The organism is Polymorphospora rubra, assembly GCF_018324255.1.
Lineage (GTDB): Bacteria > Actinomycetota > Actinomycetes > Mycobacteriales > Micromonosporaceae > Polymorphospora > Polymorphospora rubra.
On sequence record NZ_AP023359.1, the window covers coordinates 3,514,267 to 3,536,586 of the forward strand.

The 22,320-nt window shown below is 71.3% G+C and carries 20 protein-coding genes and 1 pseudogene; 16 read left to right on the forward strand and 5 right to left on the reverse strand.

From position 1 onward, the window contains the following. Positions 1 to 10 precede the first annotated feature (10 nt). From trpS to Prubr_RS36890, 5 genes and pseudogenes are all read left to right on the forward strand, one after another. Positions 11 to 1,036, forward strand: coding sequence for a tryptophan--tRNA ligase (trpS, locus tag Prubr_RS16200; protein ID WP_212826302.1), 1,026 nt, complete (start codon positions 11 to 13; stop codon positions 1,034 to 1,036). Further along, a complete protein-coding gene (locus Prubr_RS16205) occupies positions 1,033 to 1,569 on the forward strand; it encodes a 2'-5' RNA ligase family protein (protein ID WP_246568738.1) in 537 nt (178 codons plus the stop codon). The genes trpS and Prubr_RS16205 overlap by 4 nt, the downstream gene beginning before the upstream one ends. 167 nt (positions 1,570 to 1,736) lie before the next feature. Next, complete coding sequence (locus tag Prubr_RS16210) at positions 1,737 to 2,648, forward strand: YhjD/YihY/BrkB family envelope integrity protein (RefSeq protein WP_246568740.1); 912 nt, start codon at positions 1,737 to 1,739, stop codon at positions 2,646 to 2,648. A 54-nt stretch (positions 2,649 to 2,702) separates the two neighbouring features. Further along, positions 2,703 to 3,173, forward strand: a complete 471-nt coding sequence (locus Prubr_RS16215; RefSeq protein ID WP_212826306.1) for a hypothetical protein — start codon at positions 2,703 to 2,705, stop codon at positions 3,171 to 3,173. A 255-nt stretch (positions 3,174 to 3,428) separates the two neighbouring features. Then, positions 3,429 to 3,871, forward strand: a pseudogene (locus tag Prubr_RS36890) (hypothetical protein). Between the two features lie 94 nt (positions 3,872 to 3,965). Here the strand turns inward: Prubr_RS36890 and Prubr_RS16220 are convergent. Next, positions 3,966 to 5,603: a glycoside hydrolase family 13 protein gene (locus Prubr_RS16220; RefSeq protein WP_212826308.1), complete on the reverse strand. Its 1,638-nt coding sequence runs from the start codon at positions 5,601 to 5,603 to the stop codon at positions 3,966 to 3,968. Positions 5,604 to 5,879: 276 nt separating this feature from the next. After that, the gene (locus tag Prubr_RS16225) at positions 5,880 to 6,944 is read right to left on the reverse strand and encodes a LacI family DNA-binding transcriptional regulator (RefSeq protein WP_281425923.1); all 1,065 of its coding nucleotides are present in this window, start codon (positions 6,942 to 6,944) and stop codon (positions 5,880 to 5,882) included. A gap of 199 nt (positions 6,945 to 7,143) precedes the next feature. Between Prubr_RS16225 and Prubr_RS16230 the strand changes: the two genes are divergently transcribed. The 3 genes from Prubr_RS16230 (at position 7,144) to Prubr_RS16240 (ending at position 11,002) form a co-directional block, all read left to right on the forward strand. Further along, the gene (locus tag Prubr_RS16230; RefSeq protein ID WP_212826312.1) at positions 7,144 to 8,397 is read left to right on the forward strand and encodes a sugar ABC transporter substrate-binding protein; all 1,254 of its coding nucleotides are present in this window, start codon (positions 7,144 to 7,146) and stop codon (positions 8,395 to 8,397) included. A gap of 7 nt (positions 8,398 to 8,404) precedes the next feature. Further along, entirely contained in the window at positions 8,405 to 10,060 is a 1,656-nt protein-coding gene (locus tag Prubr_RS16235; protein WP_212826314.1) for an ABC transporter permease subunit, read from the forward strand. 132 nt (positions 10,061 to 10,192) lie between these two features. Then, positions 10,193 to 11,002 (forward strand): sugar ABC transporter permease, encoded by an 810-nt coding sequence (locus tag Prubr_RS16240; RefSeq protein ID WP_212826316.1) that lies wholly within the window; start codon positions 10,193 to 10,195, stop codon positions 11,000 to 11,002. 58 nt (positions 11,003 to 11,060) lie between these two features. On the opposite strand, the gene Prubr_RS16245 is transcribed toward Prubr_RS16240, so the two are convergent. Continuing rightward, the gene (locus Prubr_RS16245) at positions 11,061 to 11,987 is read right to left on the reverse strand and encodes a MerR family transcriptional regulator (RefSeq protein WP_212826318.1); all 927 of its coding nucleotides are present in this window, start codon (positions 11,985 to 11,987) and stop codon (positions 11,061 to 11,063) included. Between the two features lie 122 nt (positions 11,988 to 12,109). Further along, on the reverse strand, positions 12,110 to 12,751 hold the full coding sequence (locus Prubr_RS16250) for a TetR/AcrR family transcriptional regulator (protein WP_212826320.1): 642 nt from the start codon (positions 12,749 to 12,751) through the stop codon (positions 12,110 to 12,112). Positions 12,752 to 12,852: 101 nt separating this feature from the next. Between Prubr_RS16250 and Prubr_RS16255 the strand changes: the two genes are divergently transcribed. Then, positions 12,853 to 13,899, forward strand: a complete 1,047-nt coding sequence (locus Prubr_RS16255) for a hypothetical protein (RefSeq protein WP_212826322.1) — start codon at positions 12,853 to 12,855, stop codon at positions 13,897 to 13,899. Positions 13,900 to 13,951: 52 nt separating this feature from the next. On the opposite strand, the gene Prubr_RS16260 is transcribed toward Prubr_RS16255, so the two are convergent. Next, positions 13,952 to 15,043: an IS630 family transposase gene (locus Prubr_RS16260; RefSeq protein WP_212823794.1), complete on the reverse strand. Its 1,092-nt coding sequence runs from the start codon at positions 15,041 to 15,043 to the stop codon at positions 13,952 to 13,954. Between the two features lie 170 nt (positions 15,044 to 15,213). Here Prubr_RS16260 and Prubr_RS16265 point away from each other — a divergent pair, with 170 nt between their 5' ends. The 7 genes from Prubr_RS16265 to Prubr_RS16295 are packed head-to-tail and all read left to right on the forward strand — an operon-like array spanning position 15,214 to position 22,318. After that, the gene (locus Prubr_RS16265; protein ID WP_212826324.1) at positions 15,214 to 16,413 is read left to right on the forward strand and encodes a sedoheptulose 7-phosphate cyclase; all 1,200 of its coding nucleotides are present in this window, start codon (positions 15,214 to 15,216) and stop codon (positions 16,411 to 16,413) included. Next, a complete protein-coding gene (locus Prubr_RS16270; protein WP_212826326.1) occupies positions 16,413 to 16,847 on the forward strand; it encodes a cupin domain-containing protein in 435 nt (144 codons plus the stop codon). The genes Prubr_RS16265 and Prubr_RS16270 overlap by 1 nt, the downstream gene beginning before the upstream one ends. Further along, complete coding sequence (locus tag Prubr_RS16275) at positions 16,844 to 18,151, forward strand: aspartate aminotransferase family protein (RefSeq protein WP_212826328.1); 1,308 nt, start codon at positions 16,844 to 16,846, stop codon at positions 18,149 to 18,151. The genes Prubr_RS16270 and Prubr_RS16275 overlap by 4 nt, the downstream gene beginning before the upstream one ends. Next, positions 18,148 to 19,167: an ABC transporter ATP-binding protein gene (locus Prubr_RS16280; RefSeq protein ID WP_212826330.1), complete on the forward strand. Its 1,020-nt coding sequence runs from the start codon at positions 18,148 to 18,150 to the stop codon at positions 19,165 to 19,167. The genes Prubr_RS16275 and Prubr_RS16280 overlap by 4 nt, the downstream gene beginning before the upstream one ends. Further along, positions 19,164 to 19,997 carry an ABC transporter permease gene (locus Prubr_RS16285; protein WP_212826332.1) on the forward strand — a complete coding sequence of 278 codons (834 nt, stop codon included), beginning with the start codon at positions 19,164 to 19,166 and terminating at the stop codon, positions 19,995 to 19,997. The genes Prubr_RS16280 and Prubr_RS16285 overlap by 4 nt, the downstream gene beginning before the upstream one ends. Before the next feature lie 48 nt (positions 19,998 to 20,045). Continuing rightward, complete coding sequence (locus tag Prubr_RS16290) at positions 20,046 to 20,861, forward strand: ABC transporter permease (RefSeq protein WP_212826334.1); 816 nt, start codon at positions 20,046 to 20,048, stop codon at positions 20,859 to 20,861. Positions 20,862 to 20,863: 2 nt separating this feature from the next. After that, a complete protein-coding gene (locus Prubr_RS16295; protein WP_212826336.1) occupies positions 20,864 to 22,318 on the forward strand; it encodes a hypothetical protein in 1,455 nt (484 codons plus the stop codon). Positions 22,319 to 22,320: the final 2 nt, after the last annotated feature.

Sequence of the window (22,320 nt, forward strand, 5' to 3'; positions counted from 1 at the left end):
AATCGACGCCATGTCCGACGCTGCCGCCCGGCCCCGGGTTCTGTCCGGGATCCAGCCGACCGCCGACTCCTTCCATCTCGGGAACTATCTGGGGGCGGTCCGCAACTGGGTGGCCATGCAGGAAACCCACGACACCTTCTACTGCGTGGTCGACCTGCACGCGATCACGGCCGGCCACGACCCGGAGGTGCTTCGCCAGCGCACCCGGGTCTCCGCCGCGCAACTGCTCGCCGCCGGCCTCGACCCGGACCGGTGCACGCTGTTCGTCCAGTCGCAGGTTCCCGAGCACTCGCAGCTCGCCTGGGTGCTGAGCTGCATCACCGGCTTCGGTGAGGCAAGCCGGATGACGCAGTTCAAGGACAAGTCGGCCAAGCAGGGCGCCGACCGCTCCAGCGTCGGCCTGTTCACCTACCCGATCCTCCAGGCGGCCGACATCCTGCTCTACCAGGCCGACGCGGTGCCGGTCGGCGAGGACCAGCGCCAGCACCTGGAGCTGACCCGTGACCTTGCCCAGCGGTTCAACACCCGGTTCGGCAAGGCGTTCACCGTGCCGGCGCCGTACATCGTGAAGGAAACCGCGAAGATCACCGATCTGCAGGACCCGACGGCGAAGATGTCGAAGTCGGCGTCGTCGCCGTCCGGCATCATCGAGCTGCTCGACGATCCCGCCCGGTCGGCAAAGAAGATCAGGTCGGCGGTCACCGACACCGGGCGTGAGATCGTCTTCGACGCCGAGCACAAGCCGGGCATCGCCAACCTGCTCACCATCTACGCCGCGCTCAGCGGTCGCACCATCGACGACCTGGTCGCCGCCTACGACGGCAGGGGCTACGGCGATCTGAAGAAGGACCTTGCCGAGGTCGTCGTGGAGTTCGTCCGGCCCATCCAGGAGCGCACCCGGGCCTATCTCGACGACCCGGCCCAACTCGACAAGATGCTTGCCATCGGGGCGGACAAGGCCGGGGCGGTCGCCTCGGCGACGTTGCGTACCACCTACGAACGGGTGGGATTCCTCGCCCCGGCCCGCTCGGAGTGACGGCCAACCTGGTCGAGTCGACCCAGATCGGGGTCGCCATCGACATCCCGGAGCCGTGGGGGAGCACGCTCACCGCGCGGCGGGCCGAGGCCGGCGACCCGCGGGCGGAATACGTGCCGGCGCACGTGACACTGCTCGGGCCCACCGAGATCGCCCGGTCCAGCCTGCCGGCCGTCGAGGAGCATCTCGCCGCGGTCGCGGCCACCCATCCGCCGTTCAGCCTGCACCTGCGCGGCACGGGCACCTTCCGGCCGATCACCGAGGTGGTCTTCGTGGCCGTCGCGGCAGGGATCAGCGAGTGTGAGCTGATCGCGGAGGCCATCAACTCCGCCGAGGAACTACGCCGGGAGACCCGGTTTCCCTACCACCCGCACGTGACCGTCGCGCAGGACGTGGCACCGCAGGCACTCGACGAGGTCTTCGAAGACCTGGCCTCGTTTTCGGCGCTTTTCGAGGTGGCGCACTTCACCCTGTTCTCGCACTGCGGCGAGGCCCGCTGGAAGCCGCGCCGTGACTTCCGGCTGGGCGCCTGACCCGCGCGGAGCAGCTCCGGAGATCCGCCCACCGACACCTCGGGCGACCGCCGGCCCCCGGCGGTCGGGCCTGGCGCCGGGCAGCCCCCGGTACGGTTCGAGACCCGCTGGCCAGCGTTTCGGACCCGCTGCCGGCGCCTGCGGCCGGGATGGGCAAGGATGACGGCGTGAAAGCCGTAAGCGGAGCCTGGAAAGGTGCGAACCGGCTGCTCGTCGCCGGCCGCAACCGCTCGGCGGGCTTCGACCATCTCTGCCGCGCGATCGAGTTGTACATCAACATGCTCGCTGGCCGGCTCGCGGCGGCGATCGCCTATTACGGGTTCTTCGCCGTCTTCGCCCTCGGCCTCGTCGGCTACTCGGTCTTCGGATTCATCCTCCAGCGCAGCGTCGACGTACGGGTCGTGGTCAACGACTTCCTCCGGCAGAACCTGCCGTTCCTCGAACTCGACCAGATCGACCAGAGCAGCGGCACGGTCGGCGTCGTCGGCATCACGGTTCTGATCATCACCGGGATCGGCTGGGTCGAGGCGATCCGCTCCTCCCAGCGGCTGCTCTACGGCCTGAACCAGCAGCCCGGCTACATCGGCCTGCGGCAGCTCGTCGACCTGGCCGTGCTGGTCGGGGTGTTTCTGCTGCTCGGCCTGTCGGTGGCGGCGGTCGGCGCGGTGGAGGCGCTGCTGCGCTGGCTCGTGGGCCGCTCGGTGCCACCGGCCCTCGCCGTGTCGAGCGTGCTGCTGACCGTCGTGGTCAACATGGTGCTGGCGACCGCGCTGCTGGTGGCGGTGCCCCGACTACGGATGTCGCTTCGCCGGCTCGCCGCCCCGGTGCTCGTCGTCGCGGTCGGCATCACCCTGCTCAACACCGCCGGCAACGCCTGGGTCGTCCGCACCGAACGCAATCCCGCGTACACGGTCGTCGCCGGTGCGGTCGGGCTGCTGGTCTACCTGTATCTGCTCAACCAACTGCTGCTCTTCGGCGCCTCGCTCGCGGCGACCAGCCACCACGGCCGGGTGATCGACCTGACCGAGCGACCGCGCCGCCGCTCCCCGACGGCCGACGAACAACTCCCGCTCTTCTGATCCGGCCGGTACTCCAGGTGGCCGTCGCCGGCCCGGCCGCCAACCGTCTGGTGGGTGCCCGCCGGGCCCGGTGGATCGGACGAGGCGGGCCAGCCGGGCGGCGCCGTGCCGGCCGGAGAACCGGTGCAGATAGCCGGCCAGCCGGTCCGGGGTGAGCCAGCCGGCCCCCAGCGCCTCGTCGAGCAGGGCGCGGGCCGCACCGTCCGGCAGCAACCGCAGGCAGTCGAAGACGGTGCGGGCCCGGCCGGTCAGCGCCACGCCGCCGATCCGGGTGACCTCGGCCGGCGGCAGGTCCTCACGCAGCAACCGGGCACCGCGCAGGGCGCGCCGGTCGGTGCGGCGCACGAGCAGGCAGGTGGACCGGTCGGGCACGGTGATCCCGTGCCGGCGGGCGGCGGACGGCCCGGCGAGCACCGCGCCGTCGAGGGCCAGCAGACCGGCGGCGTCGCGCAGCGCCGGACCGGTCCGCAGGCCGGCGGGCGCGAGCACCGGGCCGAGCACCCGGCGCCACTGGCCGGTCCGTAGCCGGTGGCGGACCTGGAACGGGGAGAACCCGGCCCGGTGCGCCTGGTCGCAGGTGAACAGCCCGTGCTGGGTGGCGGCCACACCGGCGAGGCGGGCGGGCGCGGTCGTCGAGGTCATGGGAAGACTCTGTGGGAGGCCGCCGACAGTCCGACGAGGTTGTCCACAGTGCCGGAGGTGGCCCGGCCGGCCCTGTGGATAGCGTGAGATTGTGGCGAACCCCGACGCGGACGGGCCGGAACGGCCATGATGACTCGGGTGGGGGCACTAGTGACTTTGGAGCTGCCGGACGACTCGCCGGTGCTCGACCTGCCGTGGATCATCACCATCGGGCCGCTCAGCGACGAGGACGAGTGGGAGCCGGTGGTCTGCGGGCCGTACGAGCGGCCGCACGCGATCGCCCTGGCTGAGGCGGTGGTCGCCGACGAGGAACTGATGGCGGTGGTCGAGCCGCTGCTGTCGTTGGCTTCCGCCGACGAGATCCGGGGGAGATCGGCGCGGCGCGGGCGGCGGCGGAGGACGAGGCGGCCGAGGCCGAGGACGCCGAGGTCTACGGCGACTACGACGAACTCGTCGACGTCGGGCTCAACCAGGAGGAGATCGAGGAACGGCGGATCGAACCGGCGGAACCACCGACCGCGGCCGAGGTGCGCGCCGGATTCGTCCGGATCGCCGAGCAGCTCATCAGCCGGGCACCCTGACCCCGTACGACGGACGGCGGTGCCCCCGGGGAGCCTGACTCCCGGGGCACCGCCGCCACCATCACCCCCCACCACAAGGGGTCCGGACCGGTCTTTACCCAGCCGCCGCCGGTTGGAACCATGCCGCCGCGTCGACCGGCAGCTCGAAGACGCCATCGGCGTCGGTCAGCGGCTCGCTGGAGACGACCGGCGTGCCGTACCCGGTGATCTTCACCGGGGTGCCGCTGAAGTTGATCACGCAGACCAGACCCGTCGGGTCGGCCCCCGCGCGGGCGAAGGCGAGTACGCCCGGTTCGGTGTCCAGCCAGGTCAGTTCGCCACCCCCGAGAGCGGGGTGGGCCCGCCGGATTCCGAGCCCGGTGCGGTACAGCTCCAGCGTGGAGGCGGGATCGCCGGTCTGCGCGGCGACGGTGCGCCCGGCCCAGTCGGCCGGCGACGGGAGCCAGCCGTCGGCACCGCCCTCGGGCCCGAACCCGTACGGCGGCACCGTGCCGCTCCACGGCAGCGGGATCCGGCAGCCGTCGCGGCTCTCCCCGGTGCGCAGGAACGACGGATCCTGCCGCAACTCGTCGGGCAGGTCGAGGAACTCGGGCAGCCCCAGTTCCTCACCCTGATAGAGGTAGGTGGAGCCGGGCAGGGCCAGCATCAGCAGCGCCGCCGCGCGGGCCCGGCGCAGGCCGACCGCGCCGTCGCCGTAGCGGGTGACGTGCCGCTTCTTGTCGTGGTTGGACAGCACCCAGGTGGTCGGGGCGCCGACGATGGTCGACTCGGCCAAGGCGGTGTCGATCACCTTGCGGAACGAGTCGGCGGACCAGGTCGCTTCCAGGAAGTCGAAGTTGAACGCCTGGTGCAGTTCGTCGGGTCCGATGTAGCGGGCCAGCCGCTGCGGGCTCTCCGCCCACGCCTCGGCGACCGCCATCCGACCACCGGGATAGCTGTCGAGGATCGGTCGCCAGGCCCGGTAGATGTCGTGCACCTCGTCCTGGTCGAAATAAGGCAACCGGCCCCGGCCGAGCAGCTCGACCTGGCGCTGTCCGGTGGCGGAGCTGTGCCCGACGTCCGGCAGCCCCTCCTCCTTGATCATTCCGTGGGCGACGTCGATGCGGAACCCGTCGACGCCCCGGTCGAGCCAGAACCGCAGCACGCCCTCGAACTCGGCGCGAACCTCCGGGTTGCGCCAGTCCAGGTCGGGCTGGGCCGGGTCGAAGAGGTGCAGGTACCACTGGCCGTCCGCCACGCGGGTCCAGGCCGGTCCGCCGAAGATCGACTCCCAGTCGTTGGGCGGCTCGGTGCCGTCCGGCCCGCGTCCGTCCCGGAACAGGTAGCGGCCCCGCTCCGGTGATCCGGGTGCGGCGGCGAGAGCGGCCTCGAACCACGGGTGGGCGCTGGAGGTGTGGTTGGGCACGATGTCGACGATGATCCGTACGCCGAGGGCGTGCGCGTCGGCGATCATGGCGTCGAAGTCGGCGAGGGTGCCGAACATCGGGTCGACGTCGCGGTAGTCGGCCACGTCGTACCCGCCGTCGATCATGGGGGAGCGGTAGAACGGCGTGAGCCACAGCGCGTCGACGCCGAGGTCGCGCAGGTAGGGCAGTCGGCTGCGGATGCCCTGGAGGTCGCCGGTCCCGTCGCCGTCCGCGTCCGCGAAGCTGCGGACGTAGACCTGGTAGACGACGGCGGACCGCCACCAGTCGTCGGTGGCGTCGGACGGCACGCCGGTGGTGGACGTCATGGCTCCCTGCTTCTGTGGATCGTGGTACGCCCGTATGGCCGGGGCGGCCGTACGGACCCCGATTGTCGATGAGTGCGCCCAGAATGCCGGGCTGTGACTGAAAGAGTCAAGCATTTCTTGCGCAAGCTGTGCTGGATCTTGCGGGCGCTGGGGTCGCGCGGCATCCACGGTGGTGTGACACGGGTCTCGTCGGCGGGGCGCCGATTCAGGGGGCCGACAGGCAACCGGCCAGGTCGGACGGCGCCCGGCGACGCCCGGCCCCGGGCGCGGTACCGGTCAGGCCGGTACGGCCGACGGCGGGTTGGTGGCCAGCGGCGGCGCGGCCGGCCCCGGCGCGATGGCCGTCGAGCCGCGGACGACCAGCTCCGGCCGGAAGACGTACTCCGAATGCGGCGCGGCGTGTCCGTTGATCTCGTCGACCAGGGCCCGTACGGCCGCCACCGCCATCGACGCCACCGGCTGCCGCAGGGTGGTCAGCGGCGGGTCGGTGAACGCGATCAGGGGCGAGTCGTCGTAGCCGACGACCGACACCTCGCCGGGCACGGACCGGCCGCGCTGCCGGGCCGCCCGGATGGCGCCCAGGGCCATCAGGTCCGAGCCGCACACCAGACCGGTGGCGCCACGGTCGAGCAGTCGCGCCGCCGCGGCCTCGCCGCCCTCGACGCCGAAGAGGGTCAGCGCGGTCAGTTCGTCGAGTTCGCTGTCGGTGAGACCGACGAGCCGGCGCATCGCCGAGCGGTAGCCGCCGACCTTGCGCTGCACCGGGGAGAAGCGGTCCGGCCCGGTGATCAGCCCGATCCGCCGGTGGCCGAGGGCGACCAGGTGGGCCACGGCCAACTCGCCGGCCATCCGGTCGTCACAGGAGACGAACGGCGCCTCGATGCCCTGCACGTAGCCGTTGACCAGCACGATCGGCAGCGGGCGGGCGATCAGCTTGCGGTAACGGTCGTGGTCGGCGGCGGTGTCGGCGTGCAGTCCGGAGACGAAGACGATGCCGGAGACCTGGCGGTCGAGCAGCATCTCCACGTATTCGTCCTCGGTGACCCCGCCGGGAGTCTGGGTGCACAGCACGGGGGTGTAGCCGGACTGGGCGAGCGCCGACTCGATCGTCTGCGCGAAGGCCGGGAAGATCGGGTTCTCCAACTCGGGCACCACCAGGCCGACCAGGCCGGCGCTGCGCTTGCGCAGTCGGGCGGGGCGCTCGTAGCCGAGGACGTCGAGTGCGGTCAGGACCGCCTGGCGGGTTTCGGCGGAGACGCCGGGCCGTCCGTTGAGGACGCGCGACACGGTGGCCTCGCTGACCTCGGCCTGCTGTGCGATGTCCGCTAGTCGTGCGCGCATGGCGGCACTGTAGCCCAAGCGGCAAGATCTTGCGTACAGCCCTGCAAGCTCTTCCATTGTCTGCAACGTCTTGCTAACGTCCCCGCAACACATGACTGATGCGGCGTTCGATCTTGGCGCCGGTTGGAAGACCTTACACAGAATTCGGGCTGACCACACGGCGAGCGGGCCGGTCCGCCCATGATCGACAGGAGTTCCGATGCGCATCCGTACCGCGGGTGTGGTCGCCACCGTCGCTCTCGCGATCGCGGCCGCCGGTTGTGGTAGCGGCGGAGACGAGCCGGACGCTTCCGGCTCCACGCCCCCCAACGCCGACGGCGGCAAGCTGGTGATCTGGGCCGACGACAAGCGCTCGGCCGCGCTCAAGCCCTTCGCCGACAAGTTCGGTCAGGAGAACGGTGTCACCGTCGAGGTGCAGGCGATCTCCAAGGACCAGCAGACCACCTTCGTCACCGCGTCGCAGCAGGGCAGCGGCCCGGACGTGATGGTCGGCGCACACGACTGGATCGGCAACCTCGTCCAGAACGGCGCCATCGACCCGGTGCAGCTCACCGAGGCGCAGAAGGCCGGCTTCAACCAGGGCGCCCTGAAGGCGGTCACCTTCAACGGCCAGGTCTACGCCGTGCCGTACGCGACCGAGAACCTCGCCCTGATCCGCAACACCGAACTGGCGCCCGAGGCCCCGAAGACCGTCGAGGACCTGGTCACCACCGGCAAGCGGCTCCAGGCGGAGAACAAGGCGTCCGAGATCCTGTGCCTCCAGGTCGGCCAGAACGGCGACTCCTACCACATCTACCCGTTCTACACCTCGGCCGGCGGAACGCTCTTCGGCACCAACGCCACCGGCGACTACGACCCGAAGCAGCTCGGCGTCGGCACGCCCGAGTCGATCGCGGCGTTCGAGAAGATCGCGAAGCTCGGCGAGAAGGGCGACGGCGCGCTGAAGCGGTCGATCACCCCGGAGAACTCGATCGCCACCTTCACCGGCAAGAAGTGCGCCTTCCTGGTCGCCGGACCGTGGGCGATCACCGACGCCAAGACCGCCAACATCAAGTACGACATCAGCCCGGTCCCCGGCTTCGCCGGCGCCAAGGAGCCGACGCCGTTCCTCGGTGTCCAGGCGTTCTACGTCGCCGCCAAGGGCAAGAACAAGGCGCTGGCCCAGGAGTTCGTGACCAACTACCTGACCACGCCCGAGCTCGCCGTGGCGCTCTACCAGGCCGAGCCGCGCCCGCCGGCGCTGACCGCCGCCTTCGACCAGGTCAAGTCCAGCGACCCGGACCTGGCCAAGTTCCTGGAGGCCGGTGCCAACGCCGTACCGCTGCCGGCAATCCCGGAGATGGCCGCCATCTGGGACCCGTTCGGCAAGGCCGAGGCGGCGATCGTCGGCGGCGCCGACGTGACCCAGACGATCACCGCCGCCGGCAAGACGATCTCCGACCAGATCAAGTAGACAAACCGTGACCGAGAACGTGACTGGTGCGGGGCTTGCGACGCAGGCCCCGCACCGGGGTCCGGGCGGGGCCCCGGGCCGAGGGCGTGAACCCGAGAAGGCACGCCGGACCGTACGCGACGACCGGCCGGTCACGCTCACCGGGCTCGCCGTCAAGGTCGTGCTTCTCGGCCTCGTTGCCGGGATCGCGCTCTGGGCGGCATTTCCGCTCGTCGAGGCCGAGGCGTGGCTGGGGCTGGGCATCCTTGTCGCCACCACCGCCGGGCTGTTCTACCTCTACCTGTCCCGGCGGCACATCCCGGCCAAGTACCTGGTGCCCGGCACGCTGTTCCTGATCGTGTTCCAGGTCTTCCCGGTCCTCTACACGGCCAGCACCGCCTTCACCAACTTCGGTGACGGCCACCGGGGCAGCAAGGACGACGCGATCGTCGCCATCCAGTCCTCGTCGGTGGTCCAGGTCCCGGGATCGATCGAGTACGCCCTCTCGATCGCGACCACCGGTGACGCCGCCACCGGCCCGCTGGTCTTCCTGGTGACCGATCCGGCCACCGGAACGGTCTCGGCGGGCGACGCCGACGGGCTGGAACCACTGGACGCGGGCAGCGTCACCGTCAACAGTGCCGGCAAGGTGACCGCCGCCGACGGCTACACCGTGCTCAACGCCGGCCAGGCCAGCGCCCGCAGCCAGGAGATCACCGAGTTCGCGGTGCCGACCGAGGGCGGCGCCATCCGCTCGGCCGGGCTTTCGCGGGCGTACGAGGGCAAGGCGACGCGGGCGTACGACGCCGGTTGCGACTGCGTACGGGACGCGGAGAGTGGGAAGGTCTGGACCGCCGACCCCGAACGTGGCGCCTTCGTCGCCGCCGACGGTGAGCGGCTGCTCCAGGGCTGGCGGGTCAACGTCGGGCTGAGCAACTTCACCCGGGTGCTGACCGAGCCGTCGATCTCCGGACCGTTCCTGGAGACGCTGATCTGGAACTTCGGCTTCGCCATCGGGTCGGTGTTCGTCACCTTCGCGCTCGGCCTGCTGTGTGCGCTGGCGCTGCACTCGCCCCGGGTACGCGGCCGGACCCTCTACCGGGTGCTGCTGATCCTGCCGTACGCGATGCCGTCGTTCGCGATGCTGCTGGTCTGGCGGGACATGTTCAACACCGACTTCGGCCTGGTCAACAACCTGTTCGGACTCAACGTGGACTGGATGGGCGAGACCTGGTCGGCGCGGGCCGCGGTGGTGCTGGTGCAGTTGTGGCTCGGCTATCCGTACATGTTCCTGGTCGCGACCGGTGCGCTCCAGGCGATCCCGCGTGAGCTGACCGAGGCGACCTCGGTCGACGGGGCGAGTCCGTGGCAGTCGTTCCGGCAGATCACCCTGCCGTTGCTGCTGGTCGCGCTGACCCCGCTGCTCATCTCGTCGTTCGCCTACAACTTCAACAACTTCAACGCGATCCACCTGACGACGGGGGGTGGGCCGTTCCCGGCCGACAACCCGAGCGTCGGTGCCACGGACCTGCTGATTACCTACACCTACCGGCTGGCGTTCGGTGCGGCCGGTGCCGAGTACGGGTTCGCCGCGGCCATCTCGATCTTCATCTTCACCCTCGTCGCGGTCATCTCGGCGATCAGTTTCCGCCGGTCGCGCCAACAGGAAGAGGTGTACGCGTGAGCGCGAGGAGTGAGCGAGCGCAGCGAGTGAGCCCCGCAGTCGCGAACGAAGGTGGGCAGCGGTGAGCGCGAGCGCTGTCGCCACGAAGCCGACCCGCCGGGGCGGTGGTTCGCCGACGTGGGGTGGCGGCACATGGTGCTGCTGGTCTCGTTGGCGTTCGCGTTGTTCCCGATCGTCTTCGTGGTCTCGGCGGCGATCAACCCGCTGGGCACGCTGTCGTCGACCGACCTGCTGCCGACGGGTGCCTCGTTCAGCAACTTCGGCAACCTGTTCCGGAACACGGCTTTCGAGTGGTGGTTCCTGAACTCGGTGCTGATCGCGAGCGTGTCGGCGGCCGTGTCGGTGTTCCTGTCGGCGCTGGCCGCGTACGCGTTCAGCCGGATGCGGTTCAAGGGGCGGCGGGTCGGCCTGCTCTCGCTGCTGTTGATCCAGATGTTTCCGCAGTTCCTGGCGATCGTGGCGATCTTCCTGATCTTCACGACGGTCACCGACCTGTGGCCGGCGATCGGCTTCAACACGCCGTGGGGCCTGTTGCTGCTCTATCTCGGTGGCGCGCTCGGCGTGAACACCTGGCTGATGAAGGGGTTCTACGACACGTTGCCCCGGGAGTTGGACGAGTCGGCGACGATGGACGGCGCCTCGCACACCCAGGTGTTCTTCCGGATCATGCTGCCGCTGGTGGCGCCGATCCTCGCGGTGACCGGGTTGCTGGCCTTCATCGGCACGATCAACGAGTTCCTGATCGCCAACGTGTTCCTGACCAGTGCGGAGTCGAAGACGCTGTCGGTCGGCATGTGGGGCCTGGTCGCCGGGGAGCGGAACAACAACTTCGGCATCTTCTGTGCCGGTACGTTGCTGACCGCCGTACCGACGGTCCTGGTTTTCCAGTTCCTCCAGCGCTACATCGTGTCCGGCCTGACGGCCGGTGCCGTGAAGGGCTGATCCGGGCCGGACGGCCGACCCGCGCGTGTTGGCGGCGCGCGGGCCGGCCGCCGGCCGGTCAGCCGGTGTGGGCGGCCAGGGCCTGGTAGGCCCAGGCCCAGACCGGGCTCACCGCCGGGTAGGGCGGCCAGCCGTTGACGGTCGCCATCAGCTGCCAGTAGTGCGCCGGGCGGGGGTCGGCACCGAGTTTCCAGGCGTCGAGCAGTTCCCGCCGGTATCCGGGATCGTCGACCCGGCCGACCGATCCGGCGTACGCGGCCACGATCCGGTCGATGATCCGGCCGGCTGCGGCCGACGCCGGGTCGACGCCGTCGGTGGCGGCCGGCCCGGCCAGTTCGGTGACGAGGTCGGCGACGGCCTGCGCCGGTTCGGCCTCGACCGGGACGACCGGCGGGGTGTCCCCGCCGAACGACTTCTCGCTCATCCGGCGGAGCAGGTCGCGGAAGTCGGGGTCGCGGACCAGTTCGGACAGTTCGAGCCAGGCGTCGAGTTGCGCGTCGGTCGGGTCGTCGGGCAGTTCGGGTCTGACCCGGCGCAGCATCCCCTCGAAGTCCGGATCGACCGGGATTCCGGTGAAGATGCTGTCCAGGAACTCGTCGATGATCCGTCGCCGGTCGTCGGCGGTCGCCTGGGCGATCTGGTTCATCCGGTCTACCTCCTGTGTGGTGGGTCGGCGGCGAGCCAGCGCGCGGAGTACGGACCGCCGGACCCGCAGCAGCCGGATCTGCGCGTCGACCGCCTCGGCGTGCCGGGCGACGACCTCGGTCAGGTCGGCCTGGCGGTCGAGGACCTGCCGGATGGTGGCCAGGTCGAGGCCGAGTTCGCGCAGGGTCCGGACGAGGTCCAGGCGCGCCGCGGCCTGCGCGTCGTAGCGGCGGTGTCCGCTGTGGGTGCGGGCCACCTCCGGTACGAGGCCGAGGTCCGAGTAGTAGCGGACGGTCTTGACCGACAGTCCGCTGCGCCGGGCCAGCTCGCCGATGTTCATGTGTTCGATGCTCGGACCTCCCCCCACTGGAGCTGCAACCCCGGTGCGCGTACGCCGCTGCCCCGTCGCCGGACCGATGCGTTGATCAAGGAGTTATTACGACGATCGTGTCCTGATTTGTCTCATGCATCACCTAGATCGGCGCGGCTGGGGGCGCGCGTCTCCGGGGCCGGGGGGTGGGGTAGGAGGGCGCGGACGCCGGCCAGGAAGGTCTGGTGGTCGGGGGTACCGGTCAGCAGGCGTTGCAGGGCGTAGCCGGGGATCATGCCGAACAGCACGTGGCCGACCGCCGCCACGTCCGCGTCGGCCGCGAGTTCGCCCCGGTCGCGGGCCTGCCGGGCCAGTTCGGTGAACAGGTCGCGGAGCCGGGGATAGCGTTCGGCGACCAGGGCTGCCACGGCCGGGTCGCGCATGGCCTCCGACCAGACCTGGACCGCCAGGCGGAACATGCCGTCCGGGCCGAGTTGCGTGTCGACCACCGCCAGCACCCGATCCATCGCCTCGATCAGCGGGTACTGCGGCTCGTGCGCGGCGATGGCGTTGAATTCCTGGCCGACGCCGTCGACGGTCTGTCCGGCGATCGCGGCGACGATCTCGTGCTTGCTGGTGAAGTAGCGGTAGACCGCGCCGACCGACAGCCCCGCCTCGGTGATCACGTCCTGCATCGACGTCTGGTGGAAGCCGTTGCGCAGGAAGCACCGGCGGGCCGCGTCGAGGATCTGCTGCCGACGGGCGGCCAGGTGCTGCTCGGATACGCGTGGCATGACGCACAGCGTAAAACGAGGGTTCGTTTCTTGACGGTGGGTCACCTCCGGGGTCACCCTGGAACCATAAAAGAACGAGCGTTCGTTTTAAGGAGATGGTCATGGCCCGCCGCCAACCGCCGCCGGTCCTGCTCGCCGTACTGATCGGGATCGCCGCCGTTGCTCTTCAGGCGCTGCTCGTACCGCTGTTCGCCGGACCCGCGGCCAACCTCGAACCGCGCGACCTGCCGATCGTCGTCGCCGGACCGCCGGAGGCGACCGCCGGGATCGCCGCCCGGATGGAGCGGACCCTGCCCGGCGGGTTCGAGATCATCGTCCGTCCCGACGCGGCGGCGGCCGACCGCGCGCTGCGCGACCGGGAGGCGTACGGCGCCCTGGTCGTCGGCCCGGACGGGCCGGTCCTGCACACCGCGTCGGCGGCCAGCCCGACGGTGGCGGCCCTGCTCGCGCAGGCCGCCGGACAGCTCGGCGACGGCCGGCCGGTGCCGGTGGTCGACGTCGTACCCGGCGACCCCGACGACCCGCGCGGCGGTGGGTTCGCCGGTGGATTCCTGCCGCTGGTGATGACCAGCCTGATCGCCGCCGCCGCGCTGACCCTGGCGGTCCGGTCCCGGCCGGTACGGCTGGCCGGCCTGCTGGCGTACGGAGTGCTGGCCGGCCTCGTCGGGGCGGCCGTACTCCAGTTCTGGCTCGGGGTGCTGCCCGGCGGCTACCCGCTGAACGCCGCCGTCATCGGCCTCACCGCGCTGGCCGTCGCGGCCACCGTCGCCGGGCTCGGTTCCCTGCTCGGGTTGCCGGGCATCGGTCTCGGTGCGCTGATCGTGTTCCTGCTCGGCAACGCCCTGTCGGCGGTCGGTGCGGCGCCGGAGCTGCTCCCTCAGCCGTGGGGCGCGGTCGGGCAGTGGCTGCCGGTGGGGGCCGGTGCCACCCTGCTGCGCTCGGCGGCGTTCTTCGACGGTGCGGGCGGTGCGCAACCGATGTGGATCCTGGCCGGCTACGTGGTGGTCGGGCTGGTGTTGCTGCTGGTGGGGCGGTCGGTGCCCGCGGTGCCGGGGCGGTCGGCGGACCGGCCCGGCGAGGCTGGTGCCCCGGAGGTGTCCGGCACGCCGGTGGCGACGTCGGGCGGGCCGGCGGTGGCGCGGGGGTGAGCCCGGCGGGGGCCGACGATCCATGGGGGATCGGCCGTTAGGTGGAGGCCGGCTAGTGTCCTGCGCCAGAAATTCGCCTACAAAATCGGGCGAGTGATTCGAGGATCTCTTCGGCGGTCTTGGTCCAGATGAATGGGCGTGGGTTGTTGTTCCAGTCGGTGATCCACGCTCGGATGTCGGCTTCGAGGGACCGGACGCTTTTGTGGGCGCCGCGGCGGATCTTCTGTTCGGTGAGGTAGCCGAACCAGCGTTCGACCTGGTTGATCCAGGACGAGCCGGTCGGGGTGAAGTGCATGTGGAAGCGGGGGTGCCGGGCGAGCCAGGCCCGGATGGCCGGGGTCTTGTGGGTGCCGTAGTTGTCGCAGATCAGGTGGATGTCGAGGTCGGTGGGCACGGTCTTGTCGATCGTGGTCAGGAACTTGCGGAACTCGGTGGCGCGGTGCTGGCGGTGGAGTTGGCCGATCACGGTGCCGTCGGCGATGTTGAACGCGGCGAACAGGCTGGTGATGCCGTTGCGGTGGTAGTCGTGGGTGCGGCGTTCGGGCATGCCGGGCATCATCGGCAGGACCGGTTGCGAGCGGTCCAGTGCCTGGATCTGGGATTTCTCGTCCACGCAGAGGACCACGGCCCGTTCGGGCGGGTTGTGGTACAGGCCGACGACGTCGACGACCTTCTCGATGAACTGCGGGTCGGTGGACAGCTTGAACGTGTCGGCCCGGTGGGGTTTGAGGCCGAAGTCCCGCCAGATCCGCCCGATCGTCGACTTCGACAGCCCGGACCGCTCTGCCATCGATTTGCGGGACCAGTGTGTGGCGTTGCGGGGGGTCTGTTCCAGGGTCGTCACCACGACGTCCTCGACCCGGTCCAGAGCGATCGAGGGCGGGCGGCCCGGCCGCTGCTCGTCGATCAGGCCGTCCAGCCGCAGCTTCAGGAACCGCCGCCGCCACTTACCCACAGTGGACAGATGGACGCCCAACTCCGTTGCGACGTCGACGTTCGAGGCGCCCTCGGCACACGCCAGGATGATCCGTGAACGCATCGCCAACACCTGCGACGACTTCGCCCGCCGTGACCAACGCGTCAACGTCGCGCGCTCTTCGTCCGTCAGCGTCAACGGCGGGGTCGGCCGCCCGGTTCTCGGCATCCCCGCAGCTTACACCCACTTATAAGGCGAATTTCTGGCGCAGGACACTAGCAAGAGCTTGCAGATATTACGCAAGACTCTTGCATCGATGAGGGACGTCAGCCTAGATTCGCCTTCTCGTATCTCACGGTCGATGTCCCATCGCCGGCTCGCGTCACGAGGAGTTGGACGTGTCCATCAGCGCGCCCCCGACCGGCGTACGGGCCGACGCCACCGGATTCTCGCTCCATGCCGCGGACGGCACCGCCTACCGGGTCGAACTCACCACCGACCTGTTCGCCCCGGGAAATCCGCTGCTGCGCGACCACCTGGCCGGGCGACAGGTCGTCGCCTTCGTCGGCCCGACCGTGAACCGGTTGTACGGCGAGCGGATCCGGACCTACCTGCGGGCCCAGCTGCCGCCGGGCAGCTGGACCGTCCACATGGTCCGGACCGGTGAGCACTTCAAGACCATCGCCTCGGTCGAGCGGATCGGCGCCCTGGCCAAGGCCGACGGCCTCGACCGGCACGGAGTGATGCTCGCCGTCGGCGGCGGCGTCCTGTGCGACCTGGTCGGGTTCGCCGCCGCCACCTACGCCCGCGGGGTGCGCTACGCCAAGGTCAACACGACCCTGGTCGGGCAGGTCGACGTCGGCGTCGGGATCAAGACCGGGGTGAACGCCTTCGGCAGCAAGAACATGCTGGGCGCCTACCACCCGGCGTACGCCTCGATCAACGACCCGACGTTCCTGCGCACCCTGCCGGACCGGGAGATCCGCTGTGGACTCGGCGAGATCGTCAAGATGGCCGTGATCAGGGACCGGGCGCTCTTCGAGACCCTGGTCGCGCATCCGGACACCTTCCGGCCGCCGTCCGGCCCCGACGGCGGATCGGAGGGCGTGGAGGACTACGTCCTGCGCGCGGCGATGGAGTCGATGTTGCACGAACTCTGTCCCAACCTGCGCGAGGAGAACCTGGCCCGGCTGGTCGACTTCGGCCACACCTTCGGGCCGGTCATCGAGACCGCCAGCGACTACCGCGTCGCGCACGGCGAGTCGGTGGCCATCGACATGGCCCTGTCCAGCCAGCTCGCCCGACTGCTCGGCCTGCTCTCCGAGGCGGACTGCGACCGGATCACCGACCTGCTGCTGCGGCTCGGCCTGCCGGTCCACGACGCGGCGACCTGCACCCGGGACCTGATGTGGCAGGCGCTGCGCGGCGCCTGGGAACGCCGCGGCCGGCGACTGCACCTGGTCGTACCCACCGGGATCGGTTCGGCCACCTTCGTCGACGACCTCGACGACCTGCCGGCCGGGGTGCTGGACGAGGCACTGGTGGCGCTCGCCGCCGCCGCCCGGGCCGGCCGGCCGCGCCGGCTGGTGGTCGCCTGATGACCGGCGCCACGCCCGGACCCGGGCCGCACGACCCGGCGGTACGCCGTACCCGGGTGCCGAACCTGCACCGCGACCTGATGCGGGAGGTGACCGGCGACCACGGCGGAACCGGCACCATCCGGGTGCACCGCGCCTTCGACCGGGCGTACGCCCCGGCCGGGGTCGCCTTCGTCGACCTGGTGGTGCTGCCGCCGGGCACCTCGATCGGGCTGCACCGGCACGGCGACGACCAGGAGACGTACGTGATCCTGCGCGGCGCCGGTCGGATGACGCTGGACGGCGACACGTTCGACGTGGTGGCCGGCGACGTGGTGGTCAACCGGCCGTACGGCGAACACGGCCTGGCCAACAGCGGCGCCGACGACCTGCACCTGCTCGTCTTCGAGATCGCGCCGCTGGGCGCGCCCGCACCCGGACCGGACGCGGCGTGACGGGCCCCGGTCCCCGCCAGGTGGAGTTGCTGGCCCGGGAGGCGGCGTACCTGGCGCCCGGCGCCTCCGAGGAGGCCGCCCTCGGCGGCCGGGTCTTCGTCTCCGGGCGCGGCGCGGTGCTGGTCGACCTCGACGGCAACGAATACCTGGACTTCGCCGCCGGCACCCTGACCCAGTCGGTCGGGCACTGCCACCCCGAGGTGGTGGCAGCCCTGACCGAGCAGGCGGGTCGACTGTGGAACGTGCACGACTTCGCCACCGCCGACCGGGCGGCGCTCTGTGAACTGCTCGCCGAACTGCTGCCGGAGCACCTGACCACGCTGGCGTTCTTCTCCACCGGCGCCGAGGTGGTCGAGGCGGCGCTGCGTACGGTCCAGGCGGTCGCCGAACCCGGCCGCAACCGGGTCGGCGCGCTGCGGTACGGCTTCCACGGCAAGACGCAGGGCGCGCGGATGCTCGTGCACTGGGACGTCGGCCACCAGTCGTTCGCCGGCAACAGCGTGCTCGGCTACTCGCCGTACTGCTACCGCTGCCCGCTGGAGCTGACCTACCCGTCGTGCGACGTACGGTGCGCGAGCCTGGTCCGCCGGCACATCGCCGAGAAGTCGAACGTGAGCGCGCTGTTCTTCGAGCCGGTCCTCGGGGCGGCCGGCGTGATCGTGCCGCCGCCCGGCTACTGGGAGCAGATCGCGGCCGCCTGCCGCGACAACGGGGTGCTGCTGGTCGCCGACGAGGTGCTGACCGGTGGTGGGCGTACCGGGTCGTTCCTGGCCAGCGAGGCGCTCGGCGTACGGGCCGACCTGGTCGCGCTGTCGAAGGGGATGGCGTCGGGTTTCCCGTTCGCGGTGCTCGCCGGCACCGACGCGGTGCTCCGTTCGCCGGCCGCCGCCCGGGCCGGCTCGACCGCGTCGACGTACGCGAGCAACCCGCTGGGCATCGCCGCCGCGAAAGCGACCCTGTCGGTGCTGCGCCGGGACACCCTGGTCGACCGGGTACGGGTGCTCGGCGACCTGATGGCGCCCCGGCTGGCGGAACTGCACGAGCGGTATCCGAACCTCGGCGACGTACGCGGCATCGGCCTGCTGTACGGGCTGGAGTTCGTGCACGACCGGCAGAGCCGGCGACCGGCTCCCGAACTCGCCCGCCGGGTCTATCAGGCGGCGCTCGACCTCGGGCTGCGCACCGCCATCGGCGGCCACGTCATCCGGCTCGCCCCACCGTTCACATTGGACGACGGACAGTTGCGGCACGGACTGGACCTGCTCGACCGGGCGATCGGCGGCGCGGTCGGTGAGCTGCGGTGATCGTCGCCGAGGAGCTGGTCAAGGAGTTCCGCCGCTACGAGCGCGGACCGGGCCTGCGCGGCAGCCTGGCCGGCCTGTTCACCCGCCGCCACCAGATCGTGCGGGCGGTCGCGGGCGTCTCGTTCCGGATCCCGGCCGGCACCAAGGTCGCGTACGTCGGCGCGAACGGTGCCGGCAAGTCCACCACCATCAAGCTGCTGACCGGCATCATGCGCCCGACCGCCGGCCGGTGCCTGGTCGACGGGCGGGAACCGCACCGGGAGCGGCGGGCGACCGCGGCGGTGATCGGTGCCGTCTTCGGTCACCGTAGCCAACTCTGGTGGGATCTGCCGGTCGGCGACTCGTTCCGGATCCTGCGCCGCATCTACGACATCCCGGATCCGGTCTACCGCCGCAACATGGCCCGGTTCCGTGAACTGCTCGACCTCGACGCGCTCGGTACGACCCCGGTCCGGCAGCTCAGCCTCGGTCAGCGGATGCGGGCCGAGGTGGCGGCGAGCCTGCTGCACGACCCGGCCGTGGTCTTCCTCGACGAGCCGACCATCGGGCTGGACCTCACCCTCAAGGAAGCGGTCCGGACGTTGATCAACCAGGTGAACGCGGAGCTGGGTACGACGGTCATGCTGACCAGTCACGACATCGGCGACATCGGCTCGATCTGCGACCAGGTGCTGGTCGTCAACGAGGGCGCCGTGGTGCACCAGGGCAGCATGGCCGACCTGCTGCGTACGGCGGACACCCGCACGGTCGTCTTCGACCACGGGACGGACCGGCCGGTGGCCGGCGCGCTGGCCCTGCTGGAGACCGGGCTGCCCGGGGTGCGTGCGGTGCCCGACGGCCCGGGCCGGATCAGGGTCGACTTCCCGGTGCCGCGCTGGTCGGCCCGGCAGGTGATGGCGTTCGTGCTCGAACACTTCGACGTCACCGAGTGCTTCGCCCCCGAACCGGACCTGGAGACCGTGCTGCGCCGGGTGTACGCCACCCGGGCCACCGTCGCCAGCGGCGGCTCCGGGTGACCGCGCCGGCCGTTCCGGCCCGGCGGACCGGTGCCGGCCTACGGCGCTACCTGCCATACGTCACCAGTGGCCTGCAGGGCCTGTTGCAGTACCGGATCACGTTCCTGGTCAGCGGCATCACGGCAGCGGTCACCGCCGGACTGCTGGCGTACCTGTGGCGGGAGGTGTTCGCCGCCCGCGACACGGTGGCCGGCTTCGACCTCGCCGGGATCACCACGTACGTCGTACTGGCCCAGGTGCTCGCCCTGCTCCAGAACAACCGGGTCGACGAGGGGGTCTCCGCCGAGATCAGCCGGGGTGACATCGCGGCGGTGCTGGTCCGGCCGGTCAGCTATCCGGTGTCCAGGTTCTTCGCCAGCCTGCCGGTGTCGGTCGCCAACGCCGTCGTGGTCGGCGTGCCGCTGCTCGGCCTCTACGCGCTGCTGCTGCCGATGACGACGCCGACCTGGTCCGGGCTGGCCCTCTTCGGCCCGGCCCTGGTCGGTTCGGTGCTGATCGCGTACGCGGTGAACCTGCTGGTCGGGCTGGCGGCGTTCGTCAGCACCAACGTGTGGGGGCTGCGGACCATCAAGGACAGCGCGGTGGCACTGCTGGCCGGGCAACTCGTGCCACTGGCCGTGATGCCCGAACCGATGGCGGCGGTGGCCCGGCTGCTGCCGTTCCACGGCATGGTCGACAGCCCGCTGCGGCTGCTGCTCGGCCGCTACTCCGGCGCCGGCGAGGCGGCCGGCATCCTCGCCGTGCAGCTCGGCTGGGCGGTCGCCCTGCTCCTGGCGGTGGCGCTGGTGTGGCGGCTCGCGATCCGCCGGCTCGAGGTGCAGGGCGGATGACCGAGCGCAGCGAGGTGGGCGGATGACCGAGCGCAGCGAGGTGGGCGGATGACCGGGCGCAGCGCATTGGGGACGGCGCTCTGGTACGTCCGGCTCACCTGGTTCCTCAGCGGGGTCAGCCTGCACCGGCTGGTCGTGTACCGGGCCGATTTCCTGATCGGGGCCGGCAGCCTGGTGGTCCGGGTCGCCTGCCAGCTCGCGCTGCTCGGGATCATCTTCCAGCAGGTGCCGGCGCTGGCCGGCTGGAGCTACCACCAGGTGCTCTTCCTGACCGGCTTCGCGCTGCTGCCCCGGGCCCTCGACCGGCTCTTCACCGACCAGCTCTGGATCCTCTCCCGCGACCTGGTCCGCACCGGCGACTTCCACCGCTACCTGCTGCGGCCGACGAGCCCGCTCTACACGCTGCTGTCGGAGCGGTTCCTGCACCCGGACGGCTTCGGTGAGCTGGTCATCGGGCTGGCCGTGGTCGGCACCGCGGCGGCCCAGCTCGACCTGGCCCTCACCCCGGTCCAGTGGCTGCTGCTGCCGCTGCTGGTGCTCTGCGGCGCGCTGATCACCACCGCCATCAAGGTCGTGTTCGCGGCGCTGTCGTTCTGGACCACCACCAGTTTCGCGGCGGTGGTCGCGGCCAGCCAGCCCGGTGACCTCAGCGGCTATCCGCTCGACCTGTTCCACCCCTCGCTGCGCCGGCTGCTGACCTGGCTGCTGCCGTACGCCTTCACCGCGTACGTGCCGGTGTCCTATCTGCTCTTCGACCGCTCCGACCTGCTGCTGTGGCTGCCGCTGGTCACCGCCGCCACGCTGGCCGTGGCCGGTGTGGTGTGGCGGCGGGGCGTCGACCGCTTCGAGATGACCGGGAGCTGACGATGCGTACCGACATCCCCGCCGACGTCACCACACTGCTGCGTACGGCTCCGTGGCTGGACGAGGCACTGCGCCGGGGCCCGTTCCGGGTGCTCGACCAGGCGGTGCTGGGCCCGTCCCGGCTGCTGGTCGTCGCGCCCGCCGATGGCGCCGCCCGCTACTTCGTACCCGTGCTCGACGCCGATCCCGGGCGGGAGGCGACCCGGACCGCGGACCACGACCGGGCCGTCGTCCAGGCGCTGCGGGACGGGCTGCGGCTGCCGACCGCCGCCGGCAACGTCGTCGAGTTCGACGGCGGGCCGCCGCCGTACCGGGGCCCCCTGCCGTTCGCCCCCGGCTGGTCCTCCAACGCGCTCTCCCTTGTGGACCTCGGCGGGGCAGCCCACGTCCACAAGGCCTACCGGCGGATGTCGGCCGGCACCCGGGAGCCCCGGATGATGCGGCTGATGGGTCCCGGCGGACGCACCCAACGCTGGGTCGGCGACTACCACTACGTCGAGCGCGACACCGGCCGGCGGCTGCCGCTCGGCGTCGTCTACGCGTACGCCGACGGCGACGGGCTCGACCTGCCGCTGCGGCACAGCATCCGGGCGATGTGGCCGCTGCTCGCCGACGGTGTCGGGGTCGCCGGGGCGGTCGACACCGTGCAGCGCGGGCTGGTCGACCGGCTGCCCGAGGCCGGCCGCTTCCTGCGCGCCTTCCACGACGAGCTGGCCGACCGGCTCGGCCCGGCCCCGGACTTCCCGGCGGAACGTTTCGTGGCCGAGACCGCCACCCGGGTGGCCCGACTCGGTCCGCTCATCCTGGCCGACGACCGGCACCCCGGGCCGGTACGCGCCGCCGTCGCCGCCGCGCTCGCCGACGAACTCGACCGGCAGGCCGCGGCCGCACCAGGCAGCTGGCCGTCCGGCGCCACCCACGGCGACCTGCACCTGTCGCACTTCCTGCGCGCCGAGACCGGCGCGGGCTGGCGGATGTGCCTGATCGACCTGTCCACCCCGGCCGTCGACCCGGCCGACCCGGACCGGGCCGACCAGTCGCCGTGGCAGGACCTGGTGTCGCTGCTGCGCGGGCTGGAGATCTTCACCGCCGACGAGTTCGCCCACCAGGCCGCGATCGAGCTGGACGTCGACGGGGACGAGACCTGCCGGACCGCGCTGCTGGTCACCGCCGGACACCCGCCGGACACCGCCGGCTGGACCGCCGACCGGCTGGCCGTCCTGCGCCGGTCGCAGGCGGCGGCGCAGCTCTGGGCCCGGCGGGTCCGCCGGCTGCTGATCGCCGGGTACGCCGACCCCGGCACCGAACCCGAGCGGCAACCCGCCTGGCGGATGTTCCGGCTGCGCCGGCTGGTCCACGAACTCGACTACGCGTACGCGCACGACATGCCGTACCACGCGGCGATCAACCTGCGGCACGCGCTGGAGACGCTGCGGCCGGCGACCGGGGAAGGGTGAGC

What these genes read in the sequence shown, in the direction of transcription:
- Prubr_RS16255 (WP_212826322.1), top strand. Translation starts at nt 12,853, where the DNA reads ATGGCCCGCCGCCAACCGCCGCCGGTCCTGCTCGCCGTACTGATCGGG.
- Prubr_RS16260 (WP_212823794.1), bottom strand. Translation starts at nt 15,043, where the DNA reads ATGCCGAGAACCGGGCGGCCGACCCCGCCGTTGACGCTGACGGACGAA.
- Prubr_RS16240 (WP_212826316.1), top strand. Translation starts at nt 10,193, where the DNA reads ATGGTGCTGCTGGTCTCGTTGGCGTTCGCGTTGTTCCCGATCGTCTTC.
- Prubr_RS16290 (WP_212826334.1), top strand. Translation starts at nt 20,046, where the DNA reads ATGACCGGGCGCAGCGCATTGGGGACGGCGCTCTGGTACGTCCGGCTC.
- Prubr_RS16220 (WP_212826308.1), bottom strand. Translation starts at nt 5,603, where the DNA reads ATGACGTCCACCACCGGCGTGCCGTCCGACGCCACCGACGACTGGTGG.
- Prubr_RS16270 (WP_212826326.1), top strand. Translation starts at nt 16,413, where the DNA reads ATGACCGGCGCCACGCCCGGACCCGGGCCGCACGACCCGGCGGTACGC.
- Prubr_RS16250 (WP_212826320.1), bottom strand. Translation starts at nt 12,751, where the DNA reads ATGCCACGCGTATCCGAGCAGCACCTGGCCGCCCGTCGGCAGCAGATC.
- Prubr_RS16295 (WP_212826336.1), top strand. Translation starts at nt 20,864, where the DNA reads ATGCGTACCGACATCCCCGCCGACGTCACCACACTGCTGCGTACGGCT.
- Prubr_RS16230 (WP_212826312.1), top strand. Translation starts at nt 7,144, where the DNA reads ATGCGCATCCGTACCGCGGGTGTGGTCGCCACCGTCGCTCTCGCGATC.
- Prubr_RS16245 (WP_212826318.1), bottom strand. Translation starts at nt 11,987, where the DNA reads ATGAACATCGGCGAGCTGGCCCGGCGCAGCGGACTGTCGGTCAAGACC.
- Prubr_RS16225 (WP_281425923.1), bottom strand. Translation starts at nt 6,944, where the DNA reads ATGCGCGCACGACTAGCGGACATCGCACAGCAGGCCGAGGTCAGCGAG.
- trpS (WP_212826302.1), top strand. Translation starts at nt 11, where the DNA reads ATGTCCGACGCTGCCGCCCGGCCCCGGGTTCTGTCCGGGATCCAGCCG.